Genomic DNA, 12,595 nt, shown 5'->3' with positions numbered 1-12,595 from the left:
AAATAATGCATTACTCAACGTTATTCAACCCATCAATGTGGGTTGAATAATTACCGTCAGAACTGCCGGCCACCAAAATGGTCATTGAAGATTCCGATCCGGCTGACCATCTTCGGGCCGGGCAATGCACTGCCGCACGCGAACAGGATGAGCGACAGGCTAAGCGGTTTCATCCAGGCTACGGAGCCGCTGTTTGCGTCGAACAAGATGAGCGAAACGGCTCCCATTGCAGCTAAGAAGACCATCCCGAAATCATATTGCTCTGAAAGGCTCTTGAGCCGGGCCGAATGCCTGGCGTAGTGCAATTGCCTTGCCAATTTTCGTTTTTCGGATGCCAATTGATCGCGCTGACGGCAGAGGGCGGAGGCGCCCTGCATTATCTGCTCTTCGAAGCTCGATTTACTCATATCGCTGAGCTCAGATATTTTTCTGCAATTTCCTGTGTGAATTCACCGTGCGGTTCGGCTTAGTCAATCAGGAACCGGATGAGCTTCAAGCGCTTGTCCGGTTCTACCTGAAAGTTTTCTCTTGCGATGAAAGCTGTCAATCGGAACGGAATATTCACCGCGTTTACTTATCCAATATTGACCCCCGATTACGGATTAGCACTTGGCTTGCCCGACGCTGGCCGTGTCCGGCTGGGCCAGCCGCGCGCGGTGTGCCGCGAAAGGACGGCCCGTAGGGCAACGCCCAATCCTGTGACGTTCAATACCATTCGTTATGGGTTCGGAGGCGAGGCTTTATCCAGCCGTGCAACGGCCTTGGGATCGGAAGCCTCCTTGTGCAGCGCGTCCCAGTCGTCGGGCGGATTGCCGTCATCCAGCATCCCTTTGAAAACCTTGTAAGCATCCGTTTTGGAGCCGTAGGTTCGCAAGCTGTTTTCGTCGTTCACCCAGGCGAAGATGATGACCTTGCCAGTGCTGCTATAGCGGAAAAAGAGTCGGAAACGACCATTGCCGAACTTGGTTCGAAACCAGTGTTTGCGGTCGTCGCCAAGGGTCGCGCCCTGACGATAGATGGACGCTGTCGGGTCCGATGGCACATTGACGGTGACGAGTTGTACCAGGGACGCGAGCAACCTAGCGTCGGCGGATTTCTGATAATCGTCCGGTTTCTTTGCTTTGAGCGCGTCGACCGCTTCGATCAGCTTTTCCCATTGATCAAGAAAGAGAGGGTGTGCGAGGACGGTCCAGCCATTGAACGTCAGCATATCAGATCGAAACGTCCCCCTCGATCTCGGCATCGAGATCGACCGTCATGCCCGCAGTCAGGGCAACAGCCCGGTCAAGTAAGGATTGCGGGAACGGGAGAACAGATTTCTCGGGCTGCCTGACCATGTCGCGCGCAAGAAATTCGAGAAAACGGTCGATCACGGGATCAGCGGTTTCTTCAATCTCGGCCTTCTGGACATAGACGCGGTGTTGTTCATCGATGAGAAAGGCAATGCGTCCGCCATAGTCAACGCCCAAGGCCTGCCGAACGGATTTCGGCACAGTGGTCTGTCCCTTGGCGGTGATAGTGCTTTCTTCTTTCAGCAGGGCTCCCATGGCGGGCCTCCATAAATCGGTCGAACGGAATGTAAGGAATATTCCTTATTGTGTCAAGATTGGCCGTCGCCTTGCTCCGCCGCCCGGTTCGGCGCCGTTAGTTCGCGGGATGTCCGACACCTGCCGCCAGACGCGCCAATGCAGAGAATCTGACGAATGTGCCGCCGACGATGCTGAAGAGTGCCGCCAGATGTCTGACGGCACAGCTTCCCCGGTGACGCGATAGACCAGCGCATAGCCCGCGACGGCGGCGGGCGCGCCGAAGATCAGCGCAACAATTAAGCGGATGACAGGTGAACGGATCGTCTCAAACAGTCCGGCCAGAATGCCGAAGGCGGCACCAGCCGAGCACAGGCCGACGAGTCCCGCACGGATCAGGCCCGCACCTGTCCCGTAGGCGAATTGTGCTGCGGTCAGCCCAAGCGTGAAAGGCAGCGCATAGACGGCGAGATTGTAGGCGAGGATGCAGAGAAGCGCGCCCAGGGCAACGCTCATGAACATGACGACGACCATGATGTTTCACCTTTGCTGACGGCACCCCCTTGCATGCAATCGCCACGATGGCCGCTGCTCGTACACCACCAGCCATGCGGGCCGCTCGGTGCGCAGGATCGGCGGGAGCCATCCGGTTCCTGCCAGAAACTGTTCTGCGGCTTCGGCCATCTCCGGCTTCTTCTTGCCCGCGATCCGTTCCGCTGCCTCATCGCCAAGCGCCTCCCGCACGGCGTGAAGGCTAACAGCTCGATTTCGTAGCAGAAACGGCAGATCGTATCCTCATGTTGGAGCCTAAAATGGCTACCCAAATCCAGGACAAAGACGTGCTCGCGAAGCGCAGCGTGGCCGTTCAATGGTGCGCATGGGCAAGCGAGCACGCGCGTTCTTGTCCTGGGAAACCACGGCAGTACTTGCTGATCCAACACGATGCCATCGCTGAGAATATGACAAGCGATTTTTTGGGAGGGCAATTCGGATAGCAGTGTGAAGCACATTACTATCCGCTTGCTGCTCTGATCGGAGTTAGTGCGCCAACCGGCCGATTGCCCTCTATAGCGCGATATTGCCGCCGATCACGGCCGTTTCTACGCTAAAGTCCGACATATCAGCGTCTATAGCGATAATGATCTTGATGGGTTGTTCGTGAGAGACCGTGTTGTCGGCGACGGGCCAAAGGGCGAATGCGATCGGCAGGGGGGTCCGTCATTGAAGACGGGAAGTATACTGCTACGAACCTTTTGCGTGTACGCGCCATAATGTTGTCGACCGTTATTTAAGAGCACTTACTTTAGCTCAACGACTATTTAAGCCAAAAGCCAATTGCTTAAAAAAGGCCGCTTCCGGATAGTGGGAGCATGTCCGCACCCCCAAATACTTGTTTCTCGCGTGGCATTCCAGCGACACGCTGAAGCCGAAGGGCGGTTCAACGAAGTACTGGCAAGACTAAGCGATATGGCCAGAAAGTTCGGGGCAGGCTGATAGTCTGTTTAATCCGACGTCGCGAAGTGCGTGCGTGGCGCACTGCGCCGCACATATGCGCGCTGGTGCGGGTATCTTGCTATCCGGTTTTTGTGATCGGATCTGCGTTAGAGAAAAGCTTCGCTGGGTCCTGGCAATTTCTTTTTCAGGCACGATCATTGTCGGTCCGCTTAGCGCGCAATTGTAGACATTACGGTACAATTAACACGCACTCCAAAACGGTCATTCTGCTTTTTTTGCTGCAAACCACCATGATGGGGTGGAAACAGACTGGCAGCTTTCGGTAATGAGATCGGCAAAGCAGACCGCTCTGAACAGTAGCATAGGCAAAGAATTGGAAAAGAGACATGAGCGGTATCCTGCGGGACAGGATACCGCCATTCACGAGGCACTGATGCCTAGTGCGCCGCCATAAAGGGCATACTGCTTTTTGTCGGTCAGATTATTGGCGACCTGTCGACGGCAGACTCACGGGACCGGAGGAGCGCTAGCCCTAACGACACCAGCACCGCCATCATTGTTGAGTAACAGATCACCGGCCACGCTGTGTCTCCGTTTAGTAGCGTCACCGCAAATGTCCCGACGATGCTGACTATCAGACTTTGGATGCAGAAGTAGAACGCAACCGCCGATCCTGCGATGTCGTCGAACTGCGCAAGTGCGCCGTTGGCGGTAACGGACACTGTTAAGACAATACCGACTGCCATAACCCACATTGGCACGATAAAGCTGAGGAACGACGGCGAGCCGAAGAGTTCGCCGACTACCAATAGAACCGCGCCGCAAACGAGCAACGCCATTCCTCGCGCCACGCACCCCATGATGCCACATCTGGCGACAAAGGACTTCGCGAAACGAGTTGTCACGATCATGACGAGCGCGACGGTTGCGAAGGCAAAGCTGAATCCGATCTCGGAATAGCCAGCTTGACCTATGAGGACGCGGGGGGCGGTCGAGAAGAACACAAAGAAGGTGCCCATGCCGGCGCTAAAGCCAACCGTATAGACCCAAAAGGCTGGGCTCGCGAAAATCGGCAAAACGGATCGTCGTGTCTTCGCTTGATCCATAAAACGGGTTTCGTGCCACCTGAACCCGGCATTCAGCAGAGCAAGCAATGCCAGTGCAGACAGTGTGATGAATATCGCCCGCCATCCCAAGAACTCACCGATCAACGCTCCGGCGATAGGGCCGAGCGCAGGCACAAACGCCAGCATCGAACTGAAAAGGCCGTAGATGATAACACCTTCGGGACGATTGGCATAAACGTCGCGAACCGTCGCGAAGGTCGCCACCAGCATGGCCGACGCGCCAACTGCTTGAAGCAGTCGGAAAGCCACAAAGGCTAATGCAGTTGAAGACCCAGCAGCTCCCACAGACGCTATGACAAAAGCCGTTGCGCCCGCAAGCAGGATTGGCCGCCGTCCGATGCGATCTGAGAGCGGGCCAAAGATCACCTGGCCCACCCCGAGCATCACCATGTAGAGGCTCAAGGTGAGTTGGATCGTGGAGGACGTCGTGTTCAGGATGTCAGGCATCGCTGGAACGACAGGGAGGTAAATATCCATCGCCAATGAAGCGAGAATGTCGAAGGGAGCCATCAGCACTAGGGCTGCCGGCAGCGTATAGGCCCACGCAGGGCGTGTGGTGGTCATGATAAATCAACCGCTCGATTAAGGAATACCGGGCGGCGTCTGCTCGTGAGCAATCAGATGGGATTGGTCTTACAGAGCGCCGCAACAACAATACTGGTTGTTGCGGCTTACTTGTCTGCTGACTTCGAATTTTCCATCTGATGACTCCACAATTCGAATTTGGGTAGCTATTCACTATCCGATTATATGTTACGCCGCAAGGTGACAGGGTTGATGCCTATCGCGTCAATGCTTTAGCGTATGCCCCGTTCAAGCGGCTCCCGGATGGCCATGCCGAGTAAGCAGATGTCTCCTCATTGCGCTGGATCGGGCCCCATCGCCATCGCCGTCAAGGAATATTTCCAACAGCGTGGAAACCGTACTGGCGTGATCTGACAGAGACCGCTTTCAGTATTTCGTATTTCGACAGCCAAGGGCTGACTTAAGGGTCGGAAGCTGCCGGACGGCATTGCGCGTAATGCTGGACGTTAGGGGTACCGAAAAGTTTGCTGAAAGCGGTCGTTTCGCTTTTCATACTGCTAACGACCATGATGAGGTGGAAATTGAACTGGCGTCTTTAGGAAGGCCGCACAAGAAAGCAGTCATTCATTTTAATGACTAGATGTCCTGATCGAACCCTTAGTGGACCCGTTAAAACATTCGCGAATTCGGACTGCTCCAACAAAAATTATGCGGGCGGCATTCGCTCGAATGCCTGCAGGGAGGGATCCATCTTGTTCCACCTATGGCCGCCCACACTATATGTGACTACCTGCGGATTGAACCTGCCTGGATCGTCAAGACTGGAAGCGTGGACCGCTATCAGTTCCGGCATCGCGGCAAATGTTAGGTAAACTGGAGTTCCGCAGGTCGGGCAGAAGGCGTGTATCTTTTCATTTCCACTGTCGCCCGCGACCGGCCAGCTTTTGGCCTCACCCATGATTGTCACTTCGGCGCGCTGCGGGAACGTCAGATAGGATCCATGCCCAGTGCCGCTGCTTTTCTGGCAATCGCCGCATTGGCAGTGGTTCTCGAAGATCGGTTCGCGGGTCGTTTCATAGCGGATCGCACCACAGGCGCGGCCGCCGGTAGGCTTTGGTCATGATTATTCTTTCTGGATGTGAGATTTGACGCCGCCTGAAGTCAGACCGCCTTTGGCTTGGCGAAGACGTCCAGACTCTTGCCGGTTTCGAGGAGAGATTTCAGGCTGGAGAGAACAATCGGCCACCCTTTGCTGATGCCGTTCGCCATACCGCTACCTGCAATCAGGTCGTCATGGGTGACGGTCAATCTGACCATCTCGTCGTACTCTATTATCTCGAAGGTCACGCGGCTGTGGCTGGCCGGATCGGCAACCTGCGAAGCATTGGCCCAGGAGATGACCAGACGGGTCGGCGGAGAGACCTCGATGATCTTGCCGACAAGTTCGACGGTGCGTTCATCACTGGCACGAATGTGTTCCCACTTCGATCCGATCTTCCAGTCGGAAACATTCTCGTGACCCCAGTAACGCCTTGCGATTTCTGGTTTCGTTATAGCCTCGAACACCTTTTCCGGCGTCGTGTGAATATAGGTTACGTAAACAAAGCTGGTTGTCTCTGTGGTCATTGCTATTCTCCTTCGAGTTCTTTCTTCAGGTCGTGCAGCAGAATGAGCCTCTGGCGTTCGAATTTCCGCACCCACCGCTCGTAGACTTCGTGCAGCGGCACCGGATTGATGAAATGCAGCTTTTCGCGTCCACGCCTGACCGTGCTCACCAGATTAGCATCTTCCAATATCCCGAGGTGCTGCGCGGCGGATTGCCTGGCCATGTCCAGGGTTTCGCAAAGCGCGCCTAGCGTCTGCCCGTTCTTCTCACACAGAAGGTCGAGCAGCTTTCTGCGTGTCGGGTCGCCCAGGGCTTTGAAAACTTTGTCAGTGTGCATGGTCTCAATCTTTACCAGAGTATAAATATGCAGGTAAATACCTGCATGTCAAGAGGCGAGCTGACTCAAGCGCCCAATCCACACTGATATCAGTGTCCGGTTAGGGAGAGATTGGCCATCGTCGGCTATGACTTGGTTGAGGGTCGCAAGCCGTCGGACCGTTTAGCGCCTCCAAGCCGGTCATAGAGGTCGTTATCGCCCCTCCCAAAAAGCAGATATCGCGCCGGGACGGGGCACGTCGCCTCTGCCCCAATAGCCGCCAAGCCCCCAACACTTCGATCGCGAGCGAAGCATCTCTTCCGGGAAGCTGCCATAAGGATCCGTCGCCATTGGAGCCCAGGTTATGATGTCTTTCCCACCATTCACGAACGCATCCTTTTTCGGCTGGCATGTGGTCGCTGCGACCTTCGTGCTGGCAGTCTTTGGCTGGGGCGTTGGTTTTTACGGAACACCGATCTACCTGCAGATGGTGGTCCAGCGAACGGGTTGGTCCGTCGCGCTTGTCTCGGCTGCCGTAACACTGCACTTTTTGGTCGGCGCGGCCGTCGTGGCAAACCTTCCCCGACTGTATCGGCTTGCTGGCGTAGCTGCGATCACCACCATCGGCGCGGTTCTTCTCGCCATCGGCGTCGTCGGTTGGTCTGTAGCCGACCAGCCGTGGCACCTGTTTGTCGCCGCTCTCTTGAGCGGAACAGGCTGGGTTGCAATGGGCGCCGCGGCGGTGAATGCCATCATCGCCCCCTGGTTTGTCCGCGCCCGCCCGGCGGCACTGTCCATGGCCTACAATGGGGCGAGTGTGGGTGGCGTGATCTTCTCCCCCCTGTGGGTTATGCTCATTGCTTCAATCGGCTTTGCACAGGCAGCCATCGTCGTTGGCATCTCCATGGTCACCACTGTGGTCGCCTTGTCCGTTCTGGCTTTTTCCCAATCTCCCGACGTTCTGGGGCAATTTCCGGACGGAGCACGGCCGGACCGCGAGGCGACGGTTCCACTGCTCGTTGCGCCCATAGCAAGCGCTTTGCTTTGGCGCGACCGCCGATTCCTGACGCTGGCAGCGGGTATGGCAGCCGGGCTGTTTGCGCAGATCGGGCTGCTGGCCCATCTGTTCTCGATCATGGTTCCGGTTTTCGGATCACGGTCGGCGGGCCTGCTCATGGGAGGGGCTACTGTTGCGGCAATCCTCGGGCGCACTGGCATCGGCTGGCTGATGCCGGTTTCGGCGGACCGCCGTCTGATTGCCTCCGCCAGCTATGGCGTTCAGATCATCGGCACCCTGATGCTTTTGACGACGGGTGGAGGAAATACTGCTGCAACGGTTGTCGGCGTGCTGCTTTTCGGCCTCGGCATCGGCAACGCCACGTCGCTCCCGCCTCTCATCGCTCAGGCGGAGTTCGACAAAGCCGATGTCTCCCGCGTGGTGCCACTGATCGTGGCTCTCAGCCAAGCGGCCTACGCTCTCGCTCCCGCACTATTCGGAATGGCCCGGACGATCTTCGATCCCGCCGTTTTTATATTGGCGGTGGCGATCCAGTTTCTGGCAGTTATGGCGTTTTTAGCCGGACGCCGCAAATGACCGCAAAGGGATGAGAGGCGTCTGCCGCTTTGCGCCCTCATTTCAGACGTTCATGTGAAATTCGATCGTTTCCTCGAAGCAGACATAGACCAGACGCTCCAAATGCGTTCTCTCTGATACTCCTAGCCGACGTGAGCATCAATCCAAGCGCGCGTCTGATCAAGAACCTCGTCTGATAATTCCGGATCATCGACCGCTCTGGCCAGAATGACTGCTCCCACCATTGCTGCCCAGCTTCCTATCGCTGCACGGCGCTTGTTGGCTGCATCTTGCTCCTGAAGCGCCCCCTCAATACGGACAATCTGCGCGCGCAGTCCTTCAGCCATAGCGGCCTTCGCCGCGGGTGTCTGGTGGCGAATTGCAGCACTCAGGCTTGCCGTCGGGCAGCCGTTACCTGGATTATCACGGTGCCGAGGCGTCAAATAGGAGCGAGTGAAATCACTGAACTTGCCGTCTCCGAAACTATCTGCTGCAATCGCGTGACCCAGCGTCTGCGCCACCAGATCGTCCTTCGAGTTAAAGTGTCCATAGAAGCCGCCATGGGTAAGTCCGGCGGCCTTCATAACTTCGGCGACGCTCACCGCATCAAACCCTTTATCCTTGAACAACTGGCTTGCGACTTCAAGAATCCGGCGTCTGTTCTGCGCCATTTGTTCGCGACTAACCTTCATTTTTAAAATTCTCCGCAACGGATATTGACATTTACATGATGCTCATCATATTTAAAAGCAATCATGATGGTTGTCATGAATATACGATCAATAATAGAAAAGAGCAATCCGATGAGCCGAATTCCTGAAGTCCTGATAACGGGCGCCTCCACTGGCATTGGCGCAACATATGCGGAGCGGTTCGCACGTCGCGGACATAATCTCGTGCTGGTCGCCCGAGACGTGGCACGTATGGAGGCGCTTGCAAGCCGTCTGCACCAGGAAAGCGGCGTGACTATCGATATTCTTCAGGCCGACCTCACACAGCTGGCCGATATTGCAAAAGTTGAAACCAGACTACGTGATGATGTGCGCATCGGCATTCTCGTCAACAATGCCGGAACAGCGATCGGCGGAAGCTTCGTAGACCAGAGTGTCGACGATATAACCAAGCTCGTTGCTCTCAACGCTACTGCACTTGTCCGACTTGCCAGCGCCATTGCTCCACGTCTTGCTAAGGCTGGTGAGGGTGCAATCATCAATATCGGTTCAGTCGTTGGCCTCGCACCGGAGTTTGGTATGACGGTTTACGGGGCAACAAAGGCTTTTGTCCTGTTCCTGTCACAGGGGCTTGCACATGAACTTGGATCCAAAGGTGTCTACATTCAGGCCGTGCTTCCCGCCACGACACGGACCGAAATATGGGATCATGTCGGCGCAGACATAAACGCCATGAGCAATGTCATGGAAGTGGGCGATCTTGTGGATGCCGCCCTGGTAGGATTTGATCGTCGCGAACCAGTGACAATCCCGCCGCTTCACGATGCTGGACAGTGGGATGCTTTTGACGGCGCGCGCAAAGCTATGCTCGGCAACCTCGTCAACGCGCTTCCAGCCGAACGGTATCGTACGCTTGCCTGAGCATTTAGTTAGCAAGTCAAGGCAACTGCAGAAGAAATACCAGAGGTAAAACTATGACCAATAACCCGCTTTTTGAATCCTACGCTCTCGGTGCTATCACGTTATCTAACCGGATCGTCATGGCGCCCCTCACGCGCAATCGCGCTGGTGCTGGCCTCGTGCCGAGTGAGCACGCTGCGCAATATTATGCCCAGCGCGCGAGCGCCGGACTCATTATTACCGAGGCGACACAAGTCTCCAGGCAGGCACAGGGCTATCAGGATACGCCAGGGCTCTACACACCGGAGCAAATTGCTGGCTGGCAGAAGGTGACCGATGCGGTTCATGCCAGTGGCGGCCGGATTTTCGTCCAGCTCTGGCATGTGGGTCGCGTCAGCCACGTCGATCTTCTTGGCGGTGAAGCGCCGGTTGCACCATCAGCAATTCGTGCCGGGACCAAGACGTTCGTGAATAATGGTTTCGCTGACGTATCTGAGCCGCGTGCTCTTGAGCTTAATGAGCTTCCGGGCATTATCGACGATTTCCGGCAAGCGGCAGCCAATGCCATCAAGGCTGGTTTCGACGGTGTTGAGGTCCACGGTGCTAATGGCTATCTGCTTGAGCAGTTCGCAAAGGATGGTGCCAATGTTCGAACAGACGCCTATGGCGGCTCTGTGGAAAACCGCGCGCGCCTGATGCTCGAAGTTACCGCTGCGGTTGTGCAGGAAATCGGTGCTGAGCGTACCGGTATCCGGATTTCTCCGGTCTCGCCCGCCAACGGCATTTCGTCCAGTGATCCACAAGCGCAGTATGACTATATCGTCGATGAGCTTCAGGCACTTGGCATCGCCTACATTCACGTCGTTGAAGGTGCCACCGGTGGACCGCGCGATGTCGCACCCTTTGATTACGGCTCGCTTCGCAGCCGCTTCAGCAAGACCTATATCGCCAACAATGGTTATGATCTTGGGCTAGCGACGTCGCATCTGGCCGACCGCAAAGCAGATCTGATTGCCTTCGGACGCCCATTCGTTGCCAATCCGGATCTCGTGGAACGGCTACAAAGCGGCGCACCGCTCGCCGAAGTCAATCCGGCGACGATCTACGGCGGAGGAGCTGCGGGCTATACGGACTATCCGCGCGTTACTGAGACTTCCCCTACTTGAGCCAAAGGAGCCGCACTTACGTGCGGCTTCCGCAAGACCGCCCACCATTAATGTCTGATAACTCCCAAAGCTGCGGGGCACGGCGCCACGCCCTAGATCGAGAAGAATGCAATGACGACCTTTGCATCAGCAACACTGAAGACTGCATTCGTGACCGGCGCTTCCAGCGGCATCGGCAAGGCAACAGCATTGGCGCTCAGCCGGGCGGGTTACCTGGTGATCGGCACAAGCCGCAAGGCGGCAATCGGCGAGATCCGCGATGGCATACGTATGATCGCTTGCGATGTGACCTCGGTTGCCTCCGTTGCAGCCGCTGTGGCCTTGGCACATGCAGAACTCGACCGCATCGACCTATTGGTCAACAATGCCGGCTATGCTGTATCGGGGGCAGCGGAGGAAAGCTCGATTGAGCAGGTCCGCGCACTGTTCGACACCAATTTCCTGGGCGTGGTGCGGGTGACGAATGCGGTTTTGCCGATCATGCGTCAGCAGGGTTATGGTAGGATACTGAACATCGGCTCGGTCGTGGGACTTATTCCGGGCCCATACGGTGCCTATTACACGGCGAGCAAGCACGCTATTGAGGGCTATTCCGAATCCCTTGACCATGAGGTGCGGACGTTCGGCATCCGTGTTGCAGTAATTGAGCCATGGGCCACCAAGACCGCCATCGAAACCAACTCACCGCAGGGCGACCGCCCGGTTGCAGCCTATCGTGAGACATTTGCCAGATACCAAGTTGCATTCAATGCGGCGATGGCGGCAGGCGATACGGCGGATGATGTCGCGACGACCATTCTTGCGGCAGCACAGGCCAGGAAGCCGCGTTTGCGTTACCCCTCGGGTAAGGCGGCTGGCCAAACGTCCTTTGCCCGGCGCTTCCTGCCGCGCACGCTGTTCGACCGAATCCTGCGCAAGCAGTTCAATATCGCCTGAATCCACAAGCAAACTAATATGGGCCGCAATAGCGCGGCAAGCAGGAGCAATCATGACAGACGCTTTCACAGCGGCAGTCGCGGCAGACCGCTATACCGACGCGCCCAACCGTTTCATCACGGCTGGGAAGACTCAATTCGCGTATCGCGAACTCGGTCCACGCGGTGGTGTGCCATTGGTACTCTTGAACCACTGGGGTGCGGTTTTGGATAATTTTGATCCCCGGATCGTCGATCTGCTTGGCTTCTCGCTGGGCGGCTTCGTGGCGCAGGATATCACTCTGAAAGCGCCCGATCTGGTTCGCAAGTTGATTTTGACCGGTACCGGCCCTGCAGGTGGAGCTGGTATTGAACGCGTCGGAGCCGTCTCATGGCCTTTGATGTTCAAGGGCATAGTGACGTTTCGTGACCCCAAGACCTTCCTGTTCTTCACCTCGACTAACAATGGTCGTCGCGCAGCGAATGACTTTCTGGCACGTCTCAAAGAGCGTAAGATCAATCGCGACAAAAGGCCTACACCGCGTGCCTTCCTGCGTCAGCTTAGCGCCATCAAAGCTTGGGGTCGTCGGGCACCTCAGGATCTGGGGCGCATCCACATTCCTGTTCTCGTGGCCCACGGAGACAATGACATCATGGTGCCGACAACCAATAGTCGCGATATGGCGCGGCGCATCCTCAATGCCGAGCTCGAGGTCTATGAGGATGCCGGCCATGGCGGGATATTTCAATATCATGCCCAGTTCGTGCCGAAAGCCCTGAGCTTTCTGGCGGCCTGATCTCATCAAAATTTCACAG

Annotated in this window: 14 protein-coding genes; 5 read left to right on the top strand and 9 right to left on the bottom strand. The window is 56.4% G+C overall.

Annotation, left to right across the window (positions count from 1 at the left end):
• Nucleotides 1–56: 56 nt before the first annotated feature.
• The 8 genes from ACOZHT_RS21925 to ACOZHT_RS21890 form a co-directional block, all read right to left on the bottom strand.
• Complete coding sequence (locus ACOZHT_RS21925; RefSeq protein ID WP_339515186.1) at nt 57–407, bottom strand: hypothetical protein; 351 nt, start codon at nt 405–407, stop codon at nt 57–59.
• A 311-nt stretch (nt 408–718) separates the two neighbouring features.
• A complete protein-coding gene (locus ACOZHT_RS21920; protein WP_339515188.1) occupies nt 719–1,210 on the bottom strand; it encodes a type II toxin-antitoxin system YhaV family toxin in 492 nt (163 codons plus the stop codon).
• Nucleotide 1,211: 1 nt separating this feature from the next.
• The gene (locus ACOZHT_RS21915; RefSeq protein ID WP_421566572.1) at nt 1,212–1,547 is read right to left on the bottom strand and encodes a type II toxin-antitoxin system PrlF family antitoxin; all 336 of its coding nucleotides are present in this window, start codon (nt 1,545–1,547) and stop codon (nt 1,212–1,214) included.
• 45 nt (nt 1,548–1,592) lie between these two features.
• A complete protein-coding gene (locus ACOZHT_RS21910; protein WP_421566571.1) occupies nt 1,593–2,060 on the bottom strand; it encodes a hypothetical protein in 468 nt (155 codons plus the stop codon).
• A 1,397-nt stretch (nt 2,061–3,457) separates the two neighbouring features.
• Entirely contained in the window at nt 3,458–4,672 is a 1,215-nt protein-coding gene (gene floR, locus ACOZHT_RS21905; protein WP_421566570.1) for a chloramphenicol/florfenicol efflux MFS transporter FloR, read from the bottom strand.
• A 667-nt stretch (nt 4,673–5,339) separates the two neighbouring features.
• Nucleotides 5,340–5,717 carry a GFA family protein gene (locus ACOZHT_RS21900; protein ID WP_421566583.1) on the bottom strand — a complete coding sequence of 126 codons (378 nt, stop codon included), beginning with the start codon at nt 5,715–5,717 and terminating at the stop codon, nt 5,340–5,342.
• A 77-nt stretch (nt 5,718–5,794) separates the two neighbouring features.
• Nucleotides 5,795–6,259, bottom strand: coding sequence for an SRPBCC family protein (locus ACOZHT_RS21895; protein ID WP_421566569.1), 465 nt, complete (start codon nt 6,257–6,259; stop codon nt 5,795–5,797).
• Between the two features lie 2 nt (nt 6,260–6,261).
• A complete protein-coding gene (locus tag ACOZHT_RS21890; protein WP_339515292.1) occupies nt 6,262–6,576 on the bottom strand; it encodes a helix-turn-helix domain-containing protein in 315 nt (104 codons plus the stop codon).
• Between the two features lie 343 nt (nt 6,577–6,919).
• Here ACOZHT_RS21890 and ACOZHT_RS21885 point away from each other — a divergent pair, with 343 nt between their 5' ends.
• Nucleotides 6,920–8,149 carry an MFS transporter gene (locus tag ACOZHT_RS21885; RefSeq protein ID WP_421566568.1) on the top strand — a complete coding sequence of 410 codons (1,230 nt, stop codon included), beginning with the start codon at nt 6,920–6,922 and terminating at the stop codon, nt 8,147–8,149.
• A gap of 122 nt (nt 8,150–8,271) precedes the next feature.
• On the opposite strand, the gene ACOZHT_RS21880 is transcribed toward ACOZHT_RS21885, so the two are convergent.
• Complete coding sequence (locus tag ACOZHT_RS21880) at nt 8,272–8,820, bottom strand: helix-turn-helix domain-containing protein (RefSeq protein WP_339515296.1); 549 nt, start codon at nt 8,818–8,820, stop codon at nt 8,272–8,274.
• 111 nt (nt 8,821–8,931) lie between these two features.
• Between ACOZHT_RS21880 and ACOZHT_RS21875 the strand changes: the two genes are divergently transcribed.
• From ACOZHT_RS21875 to ACOZHT_RS21860, 4 genes are all read left to right on the top strand, one after another.
• On the top strand, nt 8,932–9,720 hold the full coding sequence (locus ACOZHT_RS21875; protein WP_339515298.1) for an SDR family oxidoreductase: 789 nt from the start codon (nt 8,932–8,934) through the stop codon (nt 9,718–9,720).
• Nucleotides 9,721–9,773: 53 nt separating this feature from the next.
• Nucleotides 9,774–10,865, top strand: coding sequence for an alkene reductase (locus tag ACOZHT_RS21870; protein ID WP_339515300.1), 1,092 nt, complete (start codon nt 9,774–9,776; stop codon nt 10,863–10,865).
• Between the two features lie 111 nt (nt 10,866–10,976).
• On the top strand, nt 10,977–11,801 hold the full coding sequence (locus ACOZHT_RS21865; RefSeq protein WP_421566567.1) for an oxidoreductase: 825 nt from the start codon (nt 10,977–10,979) through the stop codon (nt 11,799–11,801).
• A gap of 52 nt (nt 11,802–11,853) precedes the next feature.
• Nucleotides 11,854–12,576, top strand: coding sequence for an alpha/beta hydrolase (locus ACOZHT_RS21860; protein ID WP_339514857.1), 723 nt, complete (start codon nt 11,854–11,856; stop codon nt 12,574–12,576).
• Nucleotides 12,577–12,595: the final 19 nt, after the last annotated feature.

This window comes from Ochrobactrum sp. EDr1-4, from assembly GCF_049199085.1.
Classification (GTDB): Bacteria; Pseudomonadota; Alphaproteobacteria; order Rhizobiales; family Rhizobiaceae; genus Brucella.
The sequence above is the reverse complement of the archived record's forward strand: the minus strand, read 5'-3'. Positions and strand labels throughout refer to the sequence as shown.

What these genes read in the sequence shown, in the direction of transcription:
- ACOZHT_RS21925 (WP_339515186.1), bottom strand. Translation starts at nt 407, where the DNA reads ATGAGTAAATCGAGCTTCGAAGAGCAGATAATGCAGGGCGCCTCCGCC.
- ACOZHT_RS21920 (WP_339515188.1), bottom strand. Translation starts at nt 1,210, where the DNA reads ATGCTGACGTTCAATGGCTGGACCGTCCTCGCACACCCTCTCTTTCTT.
- ACOZHT_RS21915 (WP_421566572.1), bottom strand. Translation starts at nt 1,547, where the DNA reads ATGGGAGCCCTGCTGAAAGAAGAAAGCACTATCACCGCCAAGGGACAG.
- ACOZHT_RS21910 (WP_421566571.1), bottom strand. Translation starts at nt 2,060, where the DNA reads ATGGTCGTCGTCATGTTCATGAGCGTTGCCCTGGGCGCGCTTCTCTGC.
- floR (WP_421566570.1), bottom strand. Translation starts at nt 4,672, where the DNA reads ATGACCACCACACGCCCTGCGTGGGCCTATACGCTGCCGGCAGCCCTA.
- ACOZHT_RS21895 (WP_421566569.1), bottom strand. Translation starts at nt 6,259, where the DNA reads ATGACCACAGAGACAACCAGCTTTGTTTACGTAACCTATATTCACACG.
- ACOZHT_RS21890 (WP_339515292.1), bottom strand. Translation starts at nt 6,576, where the DNA reads ATGCACACTGACAAAGTTTTCAAAGCCCTGGGCGACCCGACACGCAGA.
- ACOZHT_RS21885 (WP_421566568.1), top strand. Translation starts at nt 6,920, where the DNA reads ATGATGTCTTTCCCACCATTCACGAACGCATCCTTTTTCGGCTGGCAT.
- ACOZHT_RS21880 (WP_339515296.1), bottom strand. Translation starts at nt 8,820, where the DNA reads ATGAAGGTTAGTCGCGAACAAATGGCGCAGAACAGACGCCGGATTCTT.
- ACOZHT_RS21875 (WP_339515298.1), top strand. Translation starts at nt 8,932, where the DNA reads ATGAGCCGAATTCCTGAAGTCCTGATAACGGGCGCCTCCACTGGCATT.
- ACOZHT_RS21870 (WP_339515300.1), top strand. Translation starts at nt 9,774, where the DNA reads ATGACCAATAACCCGCTTTTTGAATCCTACGCTCTCGGTGCTATCACG.
- ACOZHT_RS21865 (WP_421566567.1), top strand. Translation starts at nt 10,977, where the DNA reads ATGACGACCTTTGCATCAGCAACACTGAAGACTGCATTCGTGACCGGC.
- ACOZHT_RS21860 (WP_339514857.1), top strand. Translation starts at nt 11,854, where the DNA reads ATGACAGACGCTTTCACAGCGGCAGTCGCGGCAGACCGCTATACCGAC.